This is a genomic window from Nitratireductor pacificus pht-3B (genome assembly GCF_000300335.1).
GTDB classification, from domain to species: domain Bacteria; phylum Pseudomonadota; class Alphaproteobacteria; order Rhizobiales; family Rhizobiaceae; genus Nitratireductor; species Nitratireductor pacificus.
On record NZ_AMRM01000011.1, the window covers coordinates 41,319 to 62,045 of the forward strand.

21 protein-coding genes are annotated in these 20,727 nt (G+C 65.6%); 14 read left to right on the top strand and 7 right to left on the bottom strand.

Going from position 1 to position 20,727, the window contains the following annotated elements:
- Window positions 1-97: 97 nt before the first annotated feature.
- Window positions 98-2,092: a transketolase gene (gene tkt / locus NA2_RS11180; protein WP_008596950.1), complete on the bottom strand. Its 1,995-nt coding sequence runs from the start codon at window positions 2,090-2,092 to the stop codon at window positions 98-100.
- Between the two features lie 444 nt (window positions 2,093-2,536).
- Here tkt and NA2_RS11185 point away from each other — a divergent pair, with 444 nt between their 5' ends.
- The 6 genes from NA2_RS11185 (at window position 2,537) to trmD (ending at window position 6,159) form a co-directional block, all read left to right on the top strand.
- On the top strand, window positions 2,537-2,809 hold the full coding sequence (locus NA2_RS11185) for a DUF4164 domain-containing protein (protein WP_008596952.1): 273 nt from the start codon (window positions 2,537-2,539) through the stop codon (window positions 2,807-2,809).
- An 8-nt stretch (window positions 2,810-2,817) separates the two neighbouring features.
- Complete coding sequence (locus NA2_RS11190) at window positions 2,818-3,192, top strand: cell division protein ZapA (RefSeq protein WP_040677537.1); 375 nt, start codon at window positions 2,818-2,820, stop codon at window positions 3,190-3,192.
- Between the two features lie 174 nt (window positions 3,193-3,366).
- On the top strand, window positions 3,367-4,395 hold the full coding sequence (locus NA2_RS11195; RefSeq protein ID WP_008596954.1) for a hypothetical protein: 1,029 nt from the start codon (window positions 3,367-3,369) through the stop codon (window positions 4,393-4,395).
- 1 nt (window position 4,396) lies between these two features.
- Complete coding sequence (locus NA2_RS11200; protein WP_008596955.1) at window positions 4,397-4,876, top strand: hypothetical protein; 480 nt, start codon at window positions 4,397-4,399, stop codon at window positions 4,874-4,876.
- Window positions 4,877-4,888: 12 nt separating this feature from the next.
- Entirely contained in the window at window positions 4,889-5,461 is a 573-nt protein-coding gene (gene rimM, locus NA2_RS11205) for a ribosome maturation factor RimM (RefSeq protein WP_008596957.1), read from the top strand.
- Entirely contained in the window at window positions 5,458-6,159 is a 702-nt protein-coding gene (trmD, locus tag NA2_RS11210; RefSeq protein WP_008596958.1) for a tRNA (guanosine(37)-N1)-methyltransferase TrmD, read from the top strand. Before rimM ends, trmD begins: the two co-directional genes overlap by 4 nt.
- Window positions 6,160-6,171: 12 nt before the next feature.
- Here trmD and NA2_RS11215 read toward each other — a convergent pair whose 3' ends face one another.
- Window positions 6,172-6,516 (bottom strand): cupin domain-containing protein, encoded by a 345-nt coding sequence (locus NA2_RS11215; protein ID WP_008596960.1) that lies wholly within the window; start codon window positions 6,514-6,516, stop codon window positions 6,172-6,174.
- Between the two features lie 387 nt (window positions 6,517-6,903).
- Here NA2_RS11215 and rplS point away from each other — a divergent pair, with 387 nt between their 5' ends.
- Window positions 6,904-7,428, top strand: coding sequence for a 50S ribosomal protein L19 (rplS, locus tag NA2_RS11220; RefSeq protein ID WP_008596962.1), 525 nt, complete (start codon window positions 6,904-6,906; stop codon window positions 7,426-7,428).
- A 168-nt stretch (window positions 7,429-7,596) separates the two neighbouring features.
- Complete coding sequence (locus NA2_RS11225; protein WP_244423629.1) at window positions 7,597-7,839, top strand: hypothetical protein; 243 nt, start codon at window positions 7,597-7,599, stop codon at window positions 7,837-7,839.
- Between the two features lie 263 nt (window positions 7,840-8,102).
- On the opposite strand, the gene acs is transcribed toward NA2_RS11225, so the two are convergent.
- Window positions 8,103-10,058, bottom strand: coding sequence for an acetate--CoA ligase (gene acs / locus NA2_RS11230; protein ID WP_008596966.1), 1,956 nt, complete (start codon window positions 10,056-10,058; stop codon window positions 8,103-8,105).
- Between the two features lie 295 nt (window positions 10,059-10,353).
- On the opposite strand from acs, the gene NA2_RS11235 reads away from it, so the two are divergent.
- Window positions 10,354-10,626 carry an usg protein gene (locus NA2_RS11235; RefSeq protein ID WP_008596968.1) on the top strand — a complete coding sequence of 91 codons (273 nt, stop codon included), beginning with the start codon at window positions 10,354-10,356 and terminating at the stop codon, window positions 10,624-10,626.
- Between the two features lie 101 nt (window positions 10,627-10,727).
- Here NA2_RS11235 and NA2_RS11240 read toward each other — a convergent pair whose 3' ends face one another.
- Together NA2_RS11240 and NA2_RS11245 are read right to left on the bottom strand one after the other, a co-directional pair.
- Window positions 10,728-11,762 (bottom strand): aldo/keto reductase, encoded by a 1,035-nt coding sequence (locus NA2_RS11240; protein ID WP_008596969.1) that lies wholly within the window; start codon window positions 11,760-11,762, stop codon window positions 10,728-10,730.
- Between the two features lie 105 nt (window positions 11,763-11,867).
- Complete coding sequence (locus tag NA2_RS11245; protein ID WP_008596970.1) at window positions 11,868-13,055, bottom strand: MFS transporter; 1,188 nt, start codon at window positions 13,053-13,055, stop codon at window positions 11,868-11,870.
- Window positions 13,056-13,190: 135 nt separating this feature from the next.
- On the opposite strand from NA2_RS11245, the gene NA2_RS11250 reads away from it, so the two are divergent.
- Both NA2_RS11250 and NA2_RS11255 read left to right on the top strand, forming a co-directional pair.
- The gene (locus NA2_RS11250) at window positions 13,191-14,114 is read left to right on the top strand and encodes a LysR family transcriptional regulator (RefSeq protein ID WP_008596971.1); all 924 of its coding nucleotides are present in this window, start codon (window positions 13,191-13,193) and stop codon (window positions 14,112-14,114) included.
- A 149-nt stretch (window positions 14,115-14,263) separates the two neighbouring features.
- Window positions 14,264-14,647: a hypothetical protein gene (locus NA2_RS11255; protein ID WP_040677540.1), complete on the top strand. Its 384-nt coding sequence runs from the start codon at window positions 14,264-14,266 to the stop codon at window positions 14,645-14,647.
- A gap of 12 nt (window positions 14,648-14,659) precedes the next feature.
- Here the strand turns inward: NA2_RS11255 and NA2_RS11260 are convergent, their stop codons facing one another.
- Window positions 14,660-15,322 carry a YggS family pyridoxal phosphate-dependent enzyme gene (locus NA2_RS11260; protein WP_008596974.1) on the bottom strand — a complete coding sequence of 221 codons (663 nt, stop codon included), beginning with the start codon at window positions 15,320-15,322 and terminating at the stop codon, window positions 14,660-14,662.
- A 110-nt stretch (window positions 15,323-15,432) separates the two neighbouring features.
- On the opposite strand from NA2_RS11260, the gene leuS reads away from it, so the two are divergent.
- The 3 genes from leuS (at window position 15,433) to NA2_RS11275 (ending at window position 19,768) form a co-directional block, all read left to right on the top strand.
- The gene (gene leuS / locus NA2_RS11265) at window positions 15,433-18,051 is read left to right on the top strand and encodes a leucine--tRNA ligase (RefSeq protein WP_008596975.1); all 2,619 of its coding nucleotides are present in this window, start codon (window positions 15,433-15,435) and stop codon (window positions 18,049-18,051) included.
- A gap of 18 nt (window positions 18,052-18,069) precedes the next feature.
- Complete coding sequence (locus tag NA2_RS11270; RefSeq protein ID WP_008596976.1) at window positions 18,070-18,636, top strand: LPS assembly lipoprotein LptE; 567 nt, start codon at window positions 18,070-18,072, stop codon at window positions 18,634-18,636.
- 223 nt (window positions 18,637-18,859) lie between these two features.
- Window positions 18,860-19,768, top strand: a complete 909-nt coding sequence (locus NA2_RS11275; RefSeq protein WP_008596979.1) for a GNAT family N-acetyltransferase — start codon at window positions 18,860-18,862, stop codon at window positions 19,766-19,768.
- Window positions 19,769-19,984: 216 nt separating this feature from the next.
- On the opposite strand, the gene fsa is transcribed toward NA2_RS11275, so the two are convergent.
- Entirely contained in the window at window positions 19,985-20,638 is a 654-nt protein-coding gene (fsa, locus tag NA2_RS11280) for a fructose-6-phosphate aldolase (protein ID WP_008596980.1), read from the bottom strand.
- Window positions 20,639-20,727 lie beyond the last annotated feature (89 nt).

The following is a 20,727-nucleotide window of genomic DNA, read 5'->3' on the forward strand; positions in this document are numbered from 1 at the left end:
GAAAAGGACGCCGCTTCATAGCGGCGTCGGCTTCAAGAATCCAGATGCGGGGACCAGCAAATGCTGGTCCAGGAACAGGGGCGGGTGCGCCTCGGGATCAAGCCTGCTTCGCGAGGCGCTTCTGCGCGGCGCCGGCCGCCGCCTCGGCGGTGATCCCGAAATGCTGGTAGAGCGCCGGGGCGGGGGCGCTCGCGCCGAAGCCCGTCATGCCGATGAACACGCCGTCCGAGCCGATGATCGCATCCCAGCCCTGGCGGATGCCGGCTTCGATGGCGACCCTGACCGGAGCGTTGCCGATCACCGCCTTGCGGTAGTCGGCGGTCTGTTCCTCGAACAGCTCGAAGCAGGGCACGGAGACGACGCGGGCCGGATGCCCGGCCTTGTCGAGCAGCGCCTTCGCCGCCACGGCGATCTCCACCTCGGAACCGGTGGCGAACAGCGTCACCTCGGCGTCGTCGTCGCTGGAGGCCAGCTCGTAGGCGCCGCGCGCGCAGAGATTGTCTTCCTCGTGCGCGGTGCGGACGGGTGCCAGGTTCTGCCGCGACAGGGCCAGCGTCGAAGGGGTCTCGCGCGAGGCGATGGCAACCTGCCAGCATTCGGCGGTCTCGACCGCGTCGGCCGGGCGGAACACGTAGTGGTTGGGGATGGCACGCAGCGCCGCCAGATGCTCCACCGGCTGGTGCGTCGGGCCGTCTTCGCCGAGGCCGATGGAATCATGCGTCATGACGAAGATCGAGCGGATCCGCATCAGCGAGGCAAGCCGCATGGCCGGGCGGGCATAGTCCGAGAAGGTCAGGAACGTGCCGCCATAGGGGATGATGCCGCCATGCAGCGTCATGCCGTTCATCGCCGCCGCCATGGCGTGCTCGCGGATGCCATAATGCACGTAGCGGCCGGAATAGTCCTTCGCAGAGATCGGCCCGGTCTGGCTGGTCCTGGTGTTGTTTGAGCCGGTCAGGTCGGCGGAGCCGCCGATGGTTTCCGGCAGGCAGGCGTTGATCACCTCGAGCGCCATTTCCGACGACTTGCGGGTCGCGACCTTCGGCGGCTCGGCGGCGAGCTTCTCCTTGTACTCGACGATGGCGGCGTCGAAATTCTCCGGCAGGTCGCCGCGCATGCGGCGCTCGAACTCGCCGCGCATCTCCGCGTCCGCGCCGGCAAGGCGTTCTTCCCAGGCCTTCCGCTCCTTGGTGGAGCGCAACCCGGCAAGGCGCCAGTCGTCGAGGATGTCGGAGGGCACGACGAAGGGCTCTGCGGTCCAGCCAAGCGCCTTGCGGGCGCCGGCGATCTCTTCCTTGCCGAGGGGCGATCCGTGCACCTTGGCGGTGCCGGACTTGGTCGGGGCGCCGAAGCCGATGGTGGTGCGGAAGGCGATCAGGGTCGGCTTGTCGGACTCGCGGGCCGCCGTGATCGCGGCCGCGATGGCTTCGGGATCATGGCCGTCGGCGCGCATCGTGTTCCAGCCGGAGGCGGCGAAACGGGCGCATTGGTCGGTGGAATCGGTCAGCGAGATCGCGCCGTCGATGGAGATCTGGTTGTCGTCGAAGAGGACGATCAGCTTGTTCAGCTTGAGGTGCCCGGCAAGCGTCAGCGCTTCCTGGCTGATGCCTTCCATCAGGCAGCCGTCGCCGGCCAGCACATAGGTGTAGTGGTCGACCAGATCGTCGCCGAAACGGGCATTCAGGATGCGTTCGGCGAGCGCCATGCCGACGGAGTTCGCCAGGCCCTGACCGAGCGGGCCGGTGGTCGTCTCGATGCCGGCGGCGTGACCGAATTCCGGGTGGCCGGCCGTGCACGCGCCGAGCTGGCGGAAGTTCTTGATCTCGTCGATCGTGACGTCCTCGTAGCCGAGGAGGTAGAGCAGCGAATAGAGCAGCATCGAGCCGTGGCCGGCCGACAGGACGAAGCGGTCGCGATCGGGCCAGTGCGGGTTCTTCGGATCCTGGCTCATGAACCGGGTGAACAGCACGGTGGCGATGTCGGCCGCGCCCATCGGGAGGCCGGGATGGCCGGAATTGGCCTTCTCCACGGCGTCCATGGAAAGGAAGCGGATCGCGTTTGCCATCCGGTCGTGTTTGTCGCGTGAGATCATGGTTGCTCGATTGCTCGCTGCAGGCAGTTGATTGAGGACTGGTATCGACAGTCCCGGCCCCTTGAAAAGCAGGCGACACATAGCAGTTGCGGCCTTGAAGTCAACAAAGAGGCGGCGTCGGGGAGCGAGTCCGGCCAGGCATGCGCACACGTTTCGTATCGGAACCGTCGCAGCATTTTGGGGGATTAGCGGATGCGCTTTGTTGACGGGAGGTTCACCCGGCGCCTAATCTTTTCCTTATAAGGTGTTAGTAAGGCCCGCGATTCGCGAGCACGGCCTGACGGGACGGAATGCCGTCCCTGCCGAGAGGGCCGATCTGCGCGAGCGGAAGGGCTGCATGAGAGTAAGCAAGATTGCCTGTGTCACATCGATTGCGGATCGCCACCCGGCGCGCGGCGCTCAGGTGGGCCGATGCCCGCAATCGCAGGACTGGGGTTGGCGGTCATGAGTGGTGAAACGACGCTCAAGGAGGCGATCGGGCGGTTAGGGAAGGCCCTGACCGCGCTCGAGGACGCGGTCGATGCGCGGCTGGAGCACGAGCAGGACTTCGCCGAGTCCGACGCGGAACTGCAGCGCATGAACGCCGACCGTTCCCGCCTCGCCCAGGAGATCGACAAGTCCGAGGCGCGCGCCGAACGGCTTGAGGAAGTGAACCGCGAGGTCTCGCGGCGTTTGGTCACGGCCATGGAGACGATCCGCGCCGTTTTGGATCGATAGGACGTGCGATGGCACAGGTAACAGTCACCATTGACGGCAAGTCCTACCGGATGGCCTGCGACGAGGGGCAGGAAGAGCATCTCATCGACCTGGCGCAGCGTTTCGACCGCTACGTGATGCATCTGAAGGGTTCCTTCGGCGAAATCGGCGATCACCGGCTGAGCGTGATGGCCGGCATCATGGTGATGGACGAGCTGGCGGAGTTGCAGAAGCGCATGAAGGGGATGGAAGGCGAGATCGCCACGCTCCGCAAGACGCGCGACGACGCGCTGAACAAGGCCGACAAGAACGATGCCGCGCTGACCGGCGTGCTCCTGGAGATGGCCGAGCGCATCGAAGCCCTGTCGGGAAAGCTTGCCGGCAGGCCGTCCGGGAATGCCTGAGGGCAGACTCTTGAGGCCGATCCAGGATCGGTGATCCATCAGATTTCGTCTCCGGTGCATTCATCCAGAGGACGAACGTGCATCATACCCTTTCCGTATAGGTTGTTGTAAGCTCCAATTTATTGTTTACTTCTTGCCGTCAGCAGAACAACGACAATATTGGGGGCTGGGCTAATGTATCGTGTGGCCGCTGCTTTGGCGGTTTCTCTGAGCGTGGCGCCCCACGCCACTGCGCAGACGCAATCGCTGTGTGGCCGGATAGCGCAGGCTGAAGCACTCGGAATCGTCGCCGAACCTGGCATGGCGCCCGCTTTGGCCGAGAATTGGCAGATGACCGGCATTCAGGGTCCTGTCGTGACCTATCTCCCCAAGAATGTGCAATCGGGAGATACGGTTGCCGCTCTGGTCGAGAAGGGAGGTTTCCTGCCGGATCGGAACAACATTGCCTTCACGCAGGCGCTCAATCCGGGAAAAACCGATCTGAACACGCTCGGCATCGGCGAAGCTCTCAATGTCCCGTCGATCTCCAGCATGGGCGAGGAGGACACAAGCATAGACGGGTACAAGACTTGGACCGGGTTGCAGGTTGCGCTTTCCGCGGAGACCAGCAAGCAGGAAGCGGTCGCCAAAATAGAGACCGTTGGGGCAAAGCTGGACACGCTCAGCGGCGCCGATTCCGTAACCGGCAGAATTCGGCGCGACATCACTATGATCGGGGACCTCATCAACAGCCCGATGCGCGTGCAGTCGAACGGTGCGATCGGCGTCGATGAGTTCGTGCTGCTCGAACAGAAATCCGGTGCATATCAGGCTGCCGAGTATGTCTCTGGTCTTTTCGAGGCCGATCAGATCGAGTTGTACCCGGCAGAGCAGATCGCTGTGATTACCGATGCGGTGACAGCGCAAGTGGCTGCGCTGGGAATCGGCCGTGCGGAGTTCGTCGTGCGGACTTATTCTCCCACCTACGAGCAACTGACAGGGCTGCGGGTTTACAGGGCTACGGAGGCCAGTCACCGTGCCGGCTGCCAGGACGAGAACAAGATCGAGTTCGACACACGGAGCTTCCAGGCCCGCACGCTGGCACCGGTGGCGAAGTGGTGGTTTTGGGCAGAGGATGCCGCCGGCAGAAAGAGCAAGGCCAGAAGCATCGATCTCCGCTCCGGCGGGAGGGATATGGACTACACGATAGAATGGGCGGACTGAGATGGGTGAGTATGTAAGGGGGTTTCTGGAAATCGCCAACGACCTGCTTGGTCCAAACCTGGTCATTGTCGTCGTTATAGCTCTGCTGGCGGGCATGGCTGCGGGCTTAAAGCTCGGCGGAGCGATGAAGACCTTTCTCGTCACCGCCGCCGTCGCCCTGTATTTCGGCTCCATGAACTGGGTGGCCTTCCCCTATCCATACGACGATGCACGGCCGGACTGGCAGGTGGCCGGCTTTTCCTACACGCCCGACGCTCAAACGATACTCACGGATGATGCACAATTGCAGGACTATTCCCTGCAGAGGCGCAATGCGGAACTCGTCAGTATTTTTGGCGGCGATGTGGAGATGGTGTGGTCGCAACGGTCCTTGTTTCACGCAGGTTTGCTGTTTCAGTTTATTTTTGCCTTTTGTGCGTTTGCGTTGGGAGTCTTGCTGGAGACCGTTGGTGAAAGAGGCTACAAGCTGCTTTCGAAATAGCGGCCGGAATGCATGACCAAGACAGACAGACCGAAGAATCCAGTTCAGCTTGCCGTGATCGGCGCGGCGCAGGGGCTGCGCGGCGAGGTGCGCGTCAAATCGTTCACCGGCGATCCGATGGCGCTCGGCGATTACGGGCCGCTGACGACGGGGGACGGGCGGATGCTGACCGTCCGGCAGCTTCGGCCGGTCAAGAATGTCGTCGTGGCGCAATTCGCCGAGGTGGGCGACCGCAACGCGGCGGAGGCGCTGAACGGCACCGCGCTTTTCGTCGAGCGCGCCGCACTGCCGGCCGAACTGGACGAGGAAGAATATTATCACGCGGACCTGATCGGGCTGGCCGCCGTCGACGAGGCAGGGCAGCGTTTCGGGACGATCGGCGCGCTGCACAATTTCGGCGCCGGGGATATCCTCGAGGTGACCCTGGCGACGGGAGGCTCGGCGCTGGTGCCTTTCACCCGTGCGGCTGTCCCGTCGATCGACCTTGCCGCGAAAGTGGCGCGCTTCGACCGGGCAGCGGCGGGCCTGCTCGAGGACGAAGACGACGAAGCGGGCCCGGAGGAACCGGCGGGGGATTCGGCGTGAGTTTCCGCGCCACCGTTCTCAGCCTCTATCCGGAGATGTTTCCCGGTGCGCTAGACCTCTCGCTGGCGGGAAAGGCGCGCGCCGCGGGACTGTGGTCGCTGGACGCCGTGCAGATCCGCGATTACGCGACCGGCAAGCATCGCAATGTGGACGACACGCCGGCCGGCGGCGGCGCCGGCATGGTGATGCGGGCCGATGTGCTCGCCCGCGCGCTGGACGATGTGGCGGGTCCGGAGGATCCACGCCCGAAACTCCTGATGAGCCCGCGCGGCCGGCCGCTCGACCAGGCGCGCGTGCGGGCGTTGGCGGCTGGGCCCGGCGCGGTGATCCTGTGCGGCCGTTTCGAGGGCATCGACCAGCGCCTCATCGATGCGCGGGCGCTGGAGGAGGTGTCGATCGGCGACTACATCCTGTCCGGCGGTGAACCGGCGGCGCTGGTGCTGCTCGACGCGGTGATCCGCCTGCTGCCCGGGGTGATGGGCAACGAGCAATCGGGCGAGGAAGAGAGTTTCGAGGGCGGTTTGCTCGAGCATCCGCAATATACGCGCCCGCAGACCTTCGAGGGTGAGCCGATTCCCGACGTGCTCCTGTCCGGCAATCACGCGAAGATCGCCGCATGGCGGCGCGGCGAGGCGGAGAAGCTGACGCGCGAGCGGCGCCCGGACCTGTGGGCCGGGCGCGACGCGTCGGAGACGTGACGGCAAGACGCTCTATTCAAGCCACTCGGTGACGAACGCACCGTTCTCGTGGATATCGATGGTGGCGAGCGTGCCGGGGCCGAGATTCTCGAAACGGTGGGGCGTGTCGGCGGGAACGACGAGAATGTCGCCCGGCCCGGCCTCGATCCGCTCCTCGCCGACGACGAACAGGCCGCGGCCGCGGCGGACGACGAAGGTCTCCGGATAGGGATGCCTGTGCAGGCGCGGCCCGGCGCCGATGGTCTCGATCTCGTTGACGATGACGCAGACATTGGCGCCGTGCGCCCCGCCCTGCCATTCGCCGTGGAAGCGGCCGGGATCGGCGAGCCAGTCGCCGGCCTGGGTGACGGGTTTCATGCGCGGTTTCCTCTCCAGATCGTCCCTTGCGGCCCGGCGCGAGAGTGCCGTGCATGGCCTGCCGCGTCAACGAAGCGCTTGCATCCCGCCGGAGCGCAGGGTTCCGACGCCGGGTCAGCAGGGCGGCGAAGCGGTCGGAGTGGGGGGGGCGAGGCGTGTCCGGCAATCGGCCTTCGTCGTTGAGCCGTGCGTGGACTCCTGTTGATTCCCTCTGCGTTCTCGTGTATGTGCCCCGCACACAAACGGCTGCGGCCGGAAGACTCATATCAATGAACGCGTGAATTCGCTCCTGCTTCCTCCCTCGGGAGGGCACTCTTCAGGCGGTTTTCGAAACTGCCCCCCGGGATGAGCGCTCTGACGGTTCGAGAAGAACAAGAGGACAGTGAGATGGACATCATCCGTCAGCTCGAGGCCGAGCAGGCCGAAAAGATCGCAGCCCAGCGCAAGTTTCCCGAATTCCAGCCCGGCGATACGCTGCGCGTTCTCGTGCGCGTCACCGAAGGTACGCGTACCCGCGTGCAGGCCTATGAAGGCGTCTGCATCGCCCGCTCCGGCTCCGGCTTCCAGGAAAACTTCACCGTCCGCAAGATTTCCTACGGCGAAGGCGTGGAGCGTGTCTTCCCGGTCTATTCGCCGCTCGTCGAGGGCGTCGAGGTGGTCCGTCGCGGCCGCGTTCGCCGCGCCAAGCTCTACTATCTGCGTGATCGCCGCGGCAAGTCGGCCCGCATCACCGAGAACACCGGCGTTCGCGCCCGCCGCCTGAACGACGCCGAGCGCCAGGCGCTGGCCGAGGAGAAGGCCCGCGTCGAGGCCGAGAAGATCGCCGCGGCCCAGGCGCTCGCTGCCGAGAAGGCCGCCGAGGAAGCCGCCAAGGCACAGGAAGCCGCCGCCGCCGAGACCAGCGCGGAATAGGCTTCTCGCCGCACGCCCTTCAGCCGGAAGGGCTTCGGAGCGCGGCAGACAGAGACAATCAAAAGCGGTCCCGCCGAACCGGTTCGGCGGGACCGCTTGCGTTTTGCGCCTATGGCAGCCGATAGTCGTTCGATGTGGAGGGGGATTTACATAGGAGCGGCGGCGTTGTTGGCGCTTGCCGGCGATGGTCATGCGCTGGAGGGCATGCAGCGTCTCCAGCCGGCGTCCGACATGCTGCTTGTGCAGAGCAGGCGCGGCGGATGCAAGAGTGTCAGTTCCTGCCGCGAGGCCGTGATCATGTGGTGCAACGGCTATCGTCGCGCCGATGGCGACGGCGATGGCATCCCGTGCGAAAACGTGTGCCCCGACAAGCAGACCGTCGACAGGATCCGGAAGGACATCGGTTGCTGACGCGGTTTTCCGTCGCGTCTCAAAACAAAGGCCGCTCCCGAAGGAACGGCCCCGTGTTTTCTGGTTCGCACGCGGTCGTGCCTGACTTCATCGGTGAAGCCCGGCCGCGTTTCCTGCGCTTCAGCGGAGAGGCTGCTCCCCCTGAAGGCAATCCATCGAGACCACGTTTGAACGGAAATCACTCGACATCGGATCACCTCCTTTCGTTTCGTTGACGTTACCCACAATGTGGAGGCGTCAGCCTCCACATGCAAGGGGAAGGGTCAGCCTTTCTTGTTCTGCCGGTTCTCCACCAGATCGTCGACCACCGCCGGATCGGCCAGCGTCGAGGTGTCGCCGAGCGCGCCGTAATCGTCCTCGGCGATCTTGCGCAGGATGCGGCGCATGATCTTGCCGGAGCGGGTTTTTGGCAGGCCGGGCGCGAACTGGATCTTGTCGGGCGAGGCGATCGGGCCGATCTCGCTGCGCACATGGGCGACGAGTTCCTTCTTCAGCTCCTCGGTTCCCTTCTCGCCGGCCATCAGGGTGACGTAGCAGTAGATGCCCTGGCCCTTGAGGTCGTGCGGATAGCCGACCACCGCGGCCTCGGAGACCTTGTCGTGGCTGACCAGCGCCGATTCCACCTCGGCCGTGCCCATGCGGTGGCCGGAGACGTTGATCACGTCATCGACGCGGCCCGTGATCCAGTAATAGCCGTCCTCGTCGCGGCGGCAGCCGTCGCCGGTGAAGTACTTGCCCTTGTAGGTGGAGAAATAGGTCTGGATGAAGCGCTCGTGGTCGCCATAGACCGAGCGCATCTGGCCGGGCCAGGAATCGGTGATGCACAGATTGCCGCTGACGGCGCCTTCCAGCACCGCGCCCTCGCCATCGACGAGCTGCGGCTGAACGCCGAAGAAGGGGCGCGTGGCCGAACCGGCCTTCAGGTCGGTGGCGCCGGGCAGCGGCGTGATCAGGATGCCGCCGGTCTCGGTCTGCCACCAGGTGTCGACGATGGGCGACTTCTTCTCGCCGACGACCTTGTAGTACCACTCCCAGGCTTCCGGATTGATCGGCTCGCCGACCGTGCCCAGGATGCGCAGCGACTTGCGCGAGGTCCTGTTGACCGGTTCGTCGCCGGCGCCCATCAGGGCGCGGATGGCGGTCGGCGCGGTGTAGAAGGTGTTGACCTTGTGCTTGTCGATCACCTGCCAGAAGCGTGATGTGTCTGGATAGTTCGGCACGCCCTCGAACATCAGCGTGATGGCGCCGTTGGCGAGCGGTCCGTAGACGATGTAGCTGTGGCCCGTGACCCAGCCGACATCGGCGGTGCACCAGTAGACGTCGCCGTCCTGGTAATCGAAGACATATTGATGGGTCATCGAGGTGTAGACGAGATAGCCGCCCGTGGTGTGCAGCACGCCCTTCGGCTTGCCGGTGGAACCGGAGGTGTAGAGGATGAACAGCGGGTCCTCGGCCTTCATCTTCTCCGGCTTGCAGTCGGGCTTCGCCTTCGCGGTTTCCTCGTGATACCAGAGGTCGCGACCGGAAACCCAGTTGATCTTGCCCGCCGTGCGCTGCACGACCAGGACGTGGCGCACCCTGGCGCCAGCCTTCTCGGCGATGGCGACGGCCTTGTCGGTGTTCTCCTTGAGCGGGATCTTCTTGCCGCCGCGCAGGCCCTCGTCGGCGGTGATGACGAAGTCGGACTTGCAGTCCTCGATGCGGCCGGCGAGCGAATCGGGCGAGAAGCCGCCGAAGACGACCGAATGCACCGCGCCGATGCGCGCGCAGGCGAGCATGGCGTAGGCGGCCTCGGGGATCATCGGCATGTAGATGGTGACGCGGTCGCCCTTCTTGACGCCGCGCGTCTTCAGGACGTTGGCGAGCCGGCAGACATGCTCGTAGAGCTCGCGATAGGTGATCTTCTTGTCATCATAGGGATTGTCGCCCTCCCAGATGATGGCGGTCTGGTCGCCGCGCGTCTTCAGGTGGCGGTCGACGCAGTTGTAGGAGGCGTTGGTGAGGCCGTCCTCGAACCACTTGATCGAGACCTTGCCGGTGAAGGAGGTGTTCTTGACCTTGGTGTAGGGCTTGAACCAGTCGATCCGCTTGCCGTGCTTGTTCCAGAACTTCTCCGGGTTCTTGACGCTGTCCTTGTACCACTTGAGATACGTGTCGTTGTCGATCAGCGCGTTCTTCTTCCACGCGGACTTGACACGATGAACATGCACTTCGGACATTTCCACTCCTCCCGGTAGGCAATCGCTGGAGACCGGATGCGCGTCCGGGCGACGCGGGGTCTCTTGGCTCGCGCGCATTATTACCATTCTGCGGTCGGCGACAACATTAGACATTGGACGGCGGCGAAGGCTGCGGCGCGAAAGCGGTTCCTGGTTCGTTAGCACCGGCGTTCTAATGCTGCTAACAATCTGTAATTACACAATAATTTGATATTCTGAGATGTTTTCTGCTGGACGGCCGGGACAACCTCACCGACACTTTCTTCATCCGAGACGTGATTCGGAAAGGCAATGCATGCAGCAAACGCGCGAGTTCGAGCTCATGCTCAAGGGATACGGCCTGACGACGGCGGAGTTCCTGTATCATCTGCCGGATCATCCGCATCTCCTGCAGAGCTTCATCTGGCAGCATTACGATATCGCACCGGATTTCCCGGCGCTGCACCGGTTCATCGATTTCTGGAAGGCCAGGATCGAGGGGCCGCTGCACTCGGTGATCTACACGCATCGCGGGCTGGTCAAGCCGAGCGAATGGCGCAGCGTGACAGGCGAACTGGTGCTTCACTGACCGGTCGGTTGGGGCCGTGGCGGCTTCCGGGCGTGGGTTCTCTCCTTCCCCTCGCCCGGAAGCTCCGCATCGCATGATTTCCAGCCCTGCTCAGGGCATCCCTAAACGGCCGGCGGATTGAGCCGCGCGAACCCCTCCTGACGGCGGTAGGGGAAATAGGGATAGGGCGCATCGACCAGGCTCGCCGCGTCGAGCCTGGCGATTTGATCGTCGGAAAGCGACCAGCCGACGGCGCCGAGATTCTGCCTGAGCTGTTCTTCGTTGCGCGCGCCGATGATGACGGAGGAAACGCTCGGCCGCCGCGTGAGCCAGTTGATGGCGATCTGCGGCACCGACTTGCCGGTCTCGGCGGCGATTTCGTCGAGTGCGTCGACCACCCGGTAGAGCAGGTCGTCGGCGACGGGCGGGCCGAAGCTCGCCGTGTCGTGCAGGCGGCTGCCCTCGGGCAGCGTCTCGCCGCGGCGGAGCTTGCCGGTCAGCCGGCCCCAGCCGAGTGGGCTCCAGACCAGCGCGCCGACGCCCTGGTCGAGGCCAAGCGGCATCAGTTCCCATTCGTAGTCGCGGCCGACCAGCGAGTAGTAGACCTGGTGGGCGACATAGCGCTGCCAGCCGTTGCGGTCGGCGGCGGCAAGCGATTTCATCACCTGCCAGCCGGAGAAGTTCGACACGCCCGTGTAGCGCAGCTTGCCGGCGCGGACGAGATCGTCGAGCGTCGAGAGCACCTCCTCGACCGGTGTGGCGGCGTCGAAGGCGTGCAGCTGCAGGAGGTCGATATGGTCGGTTCCGAGCCGCTTCAACGAGGCTTCCACGGCGCGGATCAGGCGCGCGCGCGAGGAGCCGGCGTCGTTCGGCCCGTCGCCCATCGGCAGGGTGGTCTTGGTGGAGATCAGTACCGCGTCGCGGCGGCCCTTTATGGCTTCCCCGAGAACGGCTTCCGAGGCGCCGTCGGAATAGACGTCGGCGGTGTCGAACAGGTTGAGACCGGCATCGAGGCAGATGTCGATCAGGCGGCGCGCTTCGTCCGCGTCGGTGGTGCCCCAGGCGCCGAACAGCGGCCCGGTGCCGCCGAACGTGCCGGTTCCGAAGCTGAGCACCGGGACGTTGAGGCCCGATGCGCCGAGACGGCGGTGTTCCATGATGTGCTCCTTGGTTGGTGGTGTGGGGTTGGTGGTTCGTGGTGAGGGAAGGGATCGCGGACGCCGCCCGCTGCATCGCCCGGGTCTGCGCCGGAGGACGGCGCTCTAACCCGGCGCCGTCTCGCAGAGCGCGCCGCTTCGGGTCGCCCGGCGGTCGAGGCGCTGGGCGAGGACGGCGATCGCGAGGGCGGCGAGCGGCACGAAGCCGGCCACCCAGATGACGGCGTCGAGACCCGGGCCGTGGTCGATGACCGCGCCGCCGAGCCAGGCGCCGATGGCGTTGCCCAGGTTGAAGGCAGCGATGTTGAAGGAGGAGGCGAGGCCCTGGCCGGCGCCCTCCGCCTTCTGCAGCACCCAGATCTGCAGCGGCGGCACGGTGGCGAAGGCGGCGGCGCCGAACAGGCCGATGGCGAGGACGGCGGCGCGCTTGTCGTGCACGGCGAAGCTCAGGGCAAACAGCACCACGGCGAGGGCGGCGAGCGAGCCGAGCAGCGCCGGCACCAGACGCCGGTCGGCGAGACGGCCGCCGAGGAGGTTGCCGGCGATGAGGCCGGCGCCGAAGACGAGCAGGATCGGCGAGACCGCGCCCTCGGAGAAACCGGTGATGCGGGTCAGGATCGGCGCGATGTAGGTGAAGGCGGCGAAGACGCCGACCCAGCTCAGGACGGTGGTCAGCAGGCCGAGCAGCACCTGCGGCCGGCCAAGCACGGCGAGCGTCCCGCCCGCCTCCTCGCCGGTCTCCCGGCGCTCGTCGCGCGGCACGAGGAGGGCGATGACGAGAAGGGCGACGATGCCGACCAGGGTGACGGCGAGGAAGGTGGACCGCCAGCCGAAGGCCTGGCCGAGCCAGGTGCCGAAGGGAACGCCAAGGATGTTGGCGACGGTCAGGCCGGTGAACATGGCGGCGATGGCGGAGGCCTTGCGGTCGGGAGCGACGAGGCCGGTGGCGACCATCGAGCCGACGCCGAAAAAGGAAGCGTGCGCGAAGGCGGTGAGCACGCGCGCGGCCATCAGGGTGGTGTAGTCGGGCGCCAGCGCACAGGCGAGGTTGCCGAGCGTGAAGACGACCATCAGCCCCATCAGCAGCGTCTTGCGCGACCAGCGTTCGGTGAGCGCGCCGAGGATCGGCGCGCCGGCCACGACGCCGAGCGCATAGCCCGAGATGAGCAGGCCGGCGGCGGAGATCGTCACGCCGAGATCGGCGCTCACCTCGAGCAGCAGGCCCATGATGACGAATTCGGTGACGCCGATCCCGAAGGCACCGGCGGTGAGCGCGTAGAGGGCGAGAGGCATTTGCGGTCCCTTTGCCGTTGTTGGTGGGCCGTTATCGGTGGGCCGCGCGCGAGCGGCTTCAACAGCTAGATGGACCTTTACGTATTGATGAATTAGACTTCAGATCATCAAAATACCTATGAAATGAGTTCACAAATGGCGCGTATCGACGTGAACCGCTCGGCGGAGATGGAAGTCTTCGTGCGGGTCGTGGAGATGCAGAGCTTCTCCGCCGCGGCGCGTGCGCTCCGGATGACGCCTTCGGCGGTCAGCAAGCTGATCGGCCGGCTGGAGGCCCGGCTCGGCACGCGTCTGGTGCGCCGCTCGACGCGGCGCTTGCAGGTGACGCCGGAAGGCAACGCCTTCTACGAGAGCGGCGTGCGCATCCTCGCCGACATGGCGGCAGCGGAACGCGAGGCGGCCGCGGGTGCCGCCCCGCGCGGCCGGCTCAGGATCAACAGCAACGTGCCCTTCGGCCAGCATCGGCTGATCCCGCTGGTGCCGAAGTTCCTGGCGCGGCATCCGGAGGTGGCGGTGGACCTGGTGCTGACCGACCATGTGGTGGACCTGCTCGAGGAGCGCGCCGACCTCGCCATCCGCGCCGGGCCGCTCGCCGATTCGAGCCTGATCGTCCGCAAGCTCGGCCAGACGCGCATGGCCGTCGTGGCGTCGCCGGCCTATCTCGAGGCGCATGGGCGGCCACGGACGCCGGCCGACCTTGCGGCGCACAACCTGCTCGGCTTCTGCTTCTCACGCATCTACGAGGGATGGCCCTTCACGGGCGCGGAGGGGCAAATCGTCACCGTGCCGGCGACCGGGCGCTCGCTGATCAGCGACGGAGAAACCATGCGGCTGATGGCGCTGGCCGGCGCCGGCATCGCCCGACACGCCTTGTGGCATGTGGGTCCGGACATCGCGGCCGGCCGGCTGGTGCCCCTGCTGGAGGAGCACAATCCGGGTGACGAGGAAGCCGTGCACGCCGTCTATGTCGGCCAGGGCAGGTTCCTGCCGGCGCGGGTCAGGGCGTTCCTCGACTTCCTCGCCGAGGCGGTCAATCTCGACGATACGGCGCGCACTTAAACGCCGGCTGATCATCATTCGGCTTATCTTCCTACCCGGGCAGGCATGCCGTATCATGCGGGTCGCCGCCGCGTGGAGCAGCGGGGCTGACGGACCGGGGGAGGTTCGGAACCGGGGGCGCGCGCCCGAGGGGCGCAAAGGGGAGAAGAATGAACGGGTTGGCTAGGATATGCTGGGTCACGGCGCCGATCTACGCCGCGCTCGGGATGATACTGGGTCTGGTCATGGCGGCGTCAGGCGATCATACGCTGGCGCCGGCGCACGGCCATCTGAACCTGCTCGGCTGGGTGACGATCGCGCTCTACGGCGCGTTCTACACGCTGGTGCCGCTTGCGGCCGAGAGCCGACTGGCGCGGCTGCAGGTGCTGCTCGCCGAGATCGGCGTCGTCACCGCCGTGCCAGGCATCGCCATGGCGATCATGGGCATGGGCGAAGGGCTGGCGAAGGTCGGTTCGCTGATCATTCTGGCGGCGATGCTGCTGTTCGTCTTCATCGTGATCCGCACGGTGGGGCAACCGGCCGCGACGGCCTGACGACGACCGTTTTCAGCGCGCCCCGAAGATCGCCGAGCCGACGCGCACGCTGGTGGCGCCGAAGGCAATGGCCTTCTCGTAGTCGCCCGACATGCCCATCGAGCATTTCGCGACGTCCGCCTCGCGCGCCAGCTTCTCCAGCAGGGCGAAATGCGGGCCGGCATTCTCGTCGAAGGGCGGAATGCACATCAGCCCCTCGATGGCGAGGCCGTGCACGTCGCGGCAATGGCTGACGAAGGCCACCGTCTCGCGCGGGTCGATGCCCGCCTTCTGCGGCTCGAGCCCGGTATTGACCTGGACATAAAGACGCGGGCTGCGGCCCTGCTTCTTTATCTCGCCGGCGAGCGCGGCGGCGATCTTCTCGCGGTCGACGCTCTCGATGACGTCGAACAGCGCCACGGCGTCGGCGGCCTTGTTGGATTGCAGCGGTCCGATGAGGCGCAGCTCGATGTCGGGAAACGCCTCCTTCAGCGCCGGCCACTTGCCCTGCGCTTCCTGCACGCGGTTCTCGCCGAAGATGCGCTGGCCGGCCTCGATGACGGGGCGGATGGCGTCGGCGTCGAAGGTCTTCGAGACGGCGACGAGCGACACCGAACCGGTCGCCCGCCCGGCCGCTTTCCCGGCGGCGGCGATGGTATCCCGGACGGCATGCAGGTTCTCGACGGCGTTGCTCATGTCGCTTGATGTCTCCCACACAAGACCGATCCCGGAGTTGACGCTTCGGCGAAACCATGGTGAAGGTCCGCCTTCGACTTTCCCGCTCCTTATCTTGTGAAAATCCGGCCATGGCAACCGAACGTTACAATCCCCGTGTCGCAGAACCCCGCTGGCAAAAGGCCTGGGACGAGGCGAAGCTGTTCGAGGCCAGCAATGACGACGGCCGGCCGAAATACTACGTGCTGGAGATGTTCCCCTATCCGTCGGGGCGCATCCATATCGGCCACACGCGCAACTACACGATGGGCGACGTGGTGGCGCGCTACAAGCGGGCCAAGGGCTACAACGTGCTGCATCCGATGGGCTGGGACGCGTTCGGCATGCCGGCGGAAAACGCCGCGATGCAGAACAAGGTGCATCCCAAGGAGTGGACCTACCAGAACATCGCCGTGATGCGCGACCAGCTGAAGACCTTCGGCCTGTCGCTCGACTGGAGCCGCGAGTTCGCCACCTGCGACGTGGACTACTACCACCGCCAGCAGATGCTGTTCGTCGACTTCTTCGAGAAGGGGCTGGTGACGCGCAAGACCTCCAAGGTCAACTGGGATCCGGTCGATCATACCGTGCTCGCCAACGAGCAGGTGATCGACGGGCGCGGCTGGCGCTCCGGCGCGGAAGTCGAGCAGCGCGAGCTGGCGCAGTGGTTCTTCAAGATCACCGACTACGCGCAGGATCTGTCGGACGCCCTCGACGGGCTGGACCAGTGGCCGGACAAGGTGCGCCTGATGCAGCGCAACTGGATCGGCCGCTCCGAGGGCATGCTGGTCCGCTGGGCGCTGGCGCCAGAAGGAGCGCCGGAAGGCGAAAGCGAGCTGGAGGTCTACACGACCCGGCCCGACACGCTGTTCGGCGCGTCCTTCATGGCGATCGCCGCCGACCATCCGCTGGCGAAGAAGCTGGCCGCCCAGAACCCCGCGCTCGCCGCCTTCTGCGAGGAATGCCGGCGCATCGGTACCTCGGCGGCGGCCCTGGAAACGGCGGAGAAGAAGGGTTTTGACACGGGCATGCGCGTGCGCCATCCGTTCGATCCGGAATGGACGCTGCCGGTCTATGTCGCCAATTTCGTCCTGATGGACTACGGCACGGGCGCCATCTTCGGCTGCCCGTCCGGCGACCAGCGCGACCTGGACTTCGCCAACAAGTACGGCCTGCCGGTGACGCCGGTGGTGATGCCGGCGGATGCCGACGCCGCCACCTTCCAGATCACCGAGGAGGCTTATACGGACGACGGCGTGATGATCAATTCGCGCTTCCTCGACGGCCTGACGCCAAAGGAAGCGTTCGAGGAGGTGGCGAAGCGGCTGTCCGCCGAGACCATCGGCAATCGCCCCGTCGGCGAGCGCAAGGTGAACTTCCGCCTGCGCGACTGGGGCGTCTCGCGCCAGCGCTACTGGGGCTGCCCGATCCCGATGATCCATTGCGAGGCGTGCGGCGTGGTGCCGGTGCCGAAGGCCGACCTGCCGGTGAAGCTGCCGGACGACATCGAGTTCGACCGGCCGGGCAATCCGCTCGACCGGCATCCGAGCTGGAAGCACGTCAACTGCCCGAACTGCGGCGCGGATGCGCGCCGCGAGACGGACACGATGGATACGTTCGTCGATTCGTCCTGGTATTTCGCCCGCTTCACCGCGCCCTGGGAGAACGATCCGACCGACCCGAAAGCGGCCAATGAATGGCTGCCGGTCGACCAGTATATCGGCGGCATCGAGCACGCGATCCTGCACCTGCTCTATTCCCGCTTCTTCACCCGCGCCATGCGCGACACGGAACATCTGGCGCTCGCCGAGCCGTTCAAGGGCCTGTTCACGCAGGGCATGGTGGTGCACGAGACCTACCGCGCCGCGGACGGGCGCTGGCTCGCGCCGAACGAGGTGGAGCTCACCGGCTCGGGCGGCGCGCGCAAGGCCATCGAGATCGCCAATGGCGAACCCGCGACCATCGGCTCGCTGGAGAAGATGTCGAAATCGAAAAAGAACACGGTGAGCCCGGAAGACATCACCCATTCCTTCGGAGCCGACACGGCGCGCTGGTTCATGCTGTCGGATTCGCCGCCCGAGCGCGACGTGGAATGGACCGACGACGGCGCGACGGGCGCGCATCGCTTCGTGCAGCGCGTCTGGCGCCTGGTCTCCGAGACCGCGGAGCATGTGCGCGGCGTGACGCCGAAGGCCGGCGGGGACGGAGCGGCCCTCGTCGCCTCCAAGGCGGCCCACAAGGCGCTCAAGGCGGTGGGCGAGGACATCGAGAAGCTGGCCTTCAACCGTGCCATCGCGCGCGTTCACCAGCTCGTCAACGATCTGCAGGAGCCACTCTCCGCACTGGGCTCCGATGCCGACGAGGCCACGAAGGGCGCGGCGCGCGAGGCGATCGACATCCTCATCCACCTGGTCGCGCCCTTCATGCCGCACTTGGCGGAAGAGTGCTGGGCGGAAATCGGCGGCGAGGGACTGGTGGCTGCGAGCGCGTGGCCGGCGTTCGATCCGGCGCTGGTCGTGGACAACGAAATCGTCCTGCCCGTTCAGATCAACGGCAAGAAGCGCGGCGATTTGACAATTGCGCGCGACGCAGATCAATCTGCCGTCGAAGATGCGGTGCTTCAACTCGATTTCGTCCAGAAGGCGCTGAACGGTTCTGAGCCGCGCAAGGTGATTGTCGTTCCGCAGCGCATCGTCAACATCGTTGCCTGACATCGAGGAACCGGATTGATGCTGTTTGGAAAACAGGGGGAAACCTTGAACCCGACGTTTCGCGTTTCGCTTCTGGCGGGCCTGGCCCTGTCTGTCGCCGTCGCCTCGGGCTGCACCGTGCGTCCCCTGATGGCGACGCCGGACGTCTCGTCCTCCGGCACGGCATCCATGCCGGCGCTCTCCTCCGTCGCCATCGCGCCGGTCGATACGCGCTATGGCCAGCAGGTGCGCAATCATCTGATCTTCCTGCTCAATGGCGGTGCCGGCCAGCCGGCGAACGCGCGCTACACGCTTGACCTGACGGTCACCCGCGCCACCTCGGCCGCCGCGCGCATCCAGGTAATCACCGATAACGAGCCGACCGCCGGCACGCTGACCATGACGGGTCTCTACCGCCTGACGGACAGCCAGACGGGTGCCGTCGTCGCCTCCGGCAAGCGCGAGATGACATCGGCCTACGACGTTCCCCGGCAGGAGTTCGCGGCGATCCGCGCAATACGGGACGCGGAGGACCGCGCGGCGCGCGAACTGGCCGAATTGCTCCGCCTTGCAGTGGGCCAGGACTTGGCGCGGGCCGGAGGATAGTCGTACTATCGCGGCGGCAGGCGATTTGCGCGGGGAACCATTGCCCGCTCATTTGTATTGTACGTCAGTGTCATTGCGTCGTCACAGTGTTCGGTGAAACAACCGCTGAAGCATGATCTTTGATTTGGGTTCCGATTCTCGCCAGAGATCGCGCTTGGATGACAGGATGGGGCAGAATGGCGGTTCGGACGACAGTCGCAATGCTTCAGGGAGCGGTTCGCCCATGGATTTTCACACGACGCTGACTTCGGTCGCCGCGGTGCTGGGAAACCGGGTTCTGGGGCGTGACCTCTATGCCCCCGACACGCCGCATGTGGTCGATCAGCTCATCGCAGAACGCACCACCCACCTTTCGCAGCACATGCTGTGGCCGCTGGCGCAGCCCTTCCTTTACCGATTCCTCCATTATCGCCAGGCGGTGGCGATGGCCGACAAGGTGGCCGAGCTGCCGGGCTGGGAGGCGTTCTCCTATATCAGCGGTCTGCTGTCGCTGGAGATATCCGCCCGCGGCATGGAGAACATTCCGGCCACGGGCGGCTTCATTCTGGCCCCGACTCACCCGACCGGCATCGCCGACGGGATCGCCGTGTTCGACCTGATGCGGGACCACCGGCGCGACCTGGCCTTCTTCGCCAACCGCGACGCACTGCGCGTCAATCCGCGGTTTCGCGATCTGGTCATCCCGGTCGAATGGCGGGCGGGCGAGAAATCGCATGCCAAGAGCCGCGATACGCTGGAGATGACCGCCAAGGCCTTCGGCGCCGGCAAGGCCATCGTGCTGTTCCCGTCGGGACGCATCGCCTACTGGAACAAGGACAAGCTGACCGAGCGGCCATGGCAGCCCTCCGTCGTCGCGCTGGCGCGGCGCTACGAGGTGCCGGTGGTGCCGGTCAACATCACGGCGCGCAATTCCGGGCTGTTCTATCTCCTGTCGCGCTATTCGTCGGAGCTGCGCGACATGACGCTGTTCCACGAGCTCCTGAACAAGAAGGGCCGCGCGATCAGCATGACGATCGGCAAACCGATCGCGCCGGAGGCCCTTGGGGGGGAACCGGCGGACGTCGCCGCCCGCCTTCAGGAACATGCGGTCACGCGGCTTCGCGAGGATCCGCAGGCGACCTTCGAAGGATAACGCGCGGGGTGCGCTTGCGCAGCAGTCGATGGGGCTTCCGCAATTCGTCATCCTCGGGTCAAGCCCGAGGATGACGAATTGCAGAAAAGTTCATATCAGCGGCCAGCGCCGGTGATTGGCGCCAGCCTCACCACCGCTCGTCATCCTCGGGCTTGACCCGAGGAACCATGCCGGAACGCTGCCGGTTGCCGATGGCCGGGCAAATCCGGTTTCCGCTCAGCCGATCTTCTGGCCGGTCTTCGCCCAGTCGGCGAGGAAGGCTTCCAGGCCCTTGTCGGTCAGCGGGTGCTTGACCAGCGCCTTCAGGACCGACGGCGGCACCGTCGAGACGTCGGCGCCGATCAGCGCGGCCTGCTTGACATGGTTGACCGTGCGGATCGAGGCGGCGAGGATTTCCGTGCCGAAATCGTAATTGTCGTAGATCGTGCGGATCTCGGCGATCAGGTCCATCCCGTCGATGCCCATGTCGTCCAGGCGGCCGATGAAGGGCGAGATGAACGTCGCGCCGGCCTTGGCAGCAAGCAGGGCCTGGTTGGCCGAGAAGCACAGCGTGACGTTGACCAGGCGGCCGGAGGAGGTGATCGCCTTGCACGCCTTCAGCCCGTCCATGGTCAGCGGGACCTTGATGCAGATGTTGTCGGCGATCTTCGACAGGATGTCGGCTTCCTTCATCATGCCGGCGAAATCCGTAGCGGTCACCTCCGCAGAGACCGGGCCATCGACGATGCCGCAGATCTCCTTGGTCACTTCCAGAATGTCGCGGCCCGACTTCATGATCAGCGAAGGGTTGGTGGTGACGCCGTCGAGCAGACCCGTGTCGCTCAGTTCGCGGATATCGTTCACGTCAGCCGTGTCGACGAAGAATTTCATGGCAAGCTCCTTTGCGGGATCGGGCGGGCGGACAGGGACAAGAGAGAGGATCCCGACCCTTGATGTTGGGTCTTTGCTCTAATGCAAGA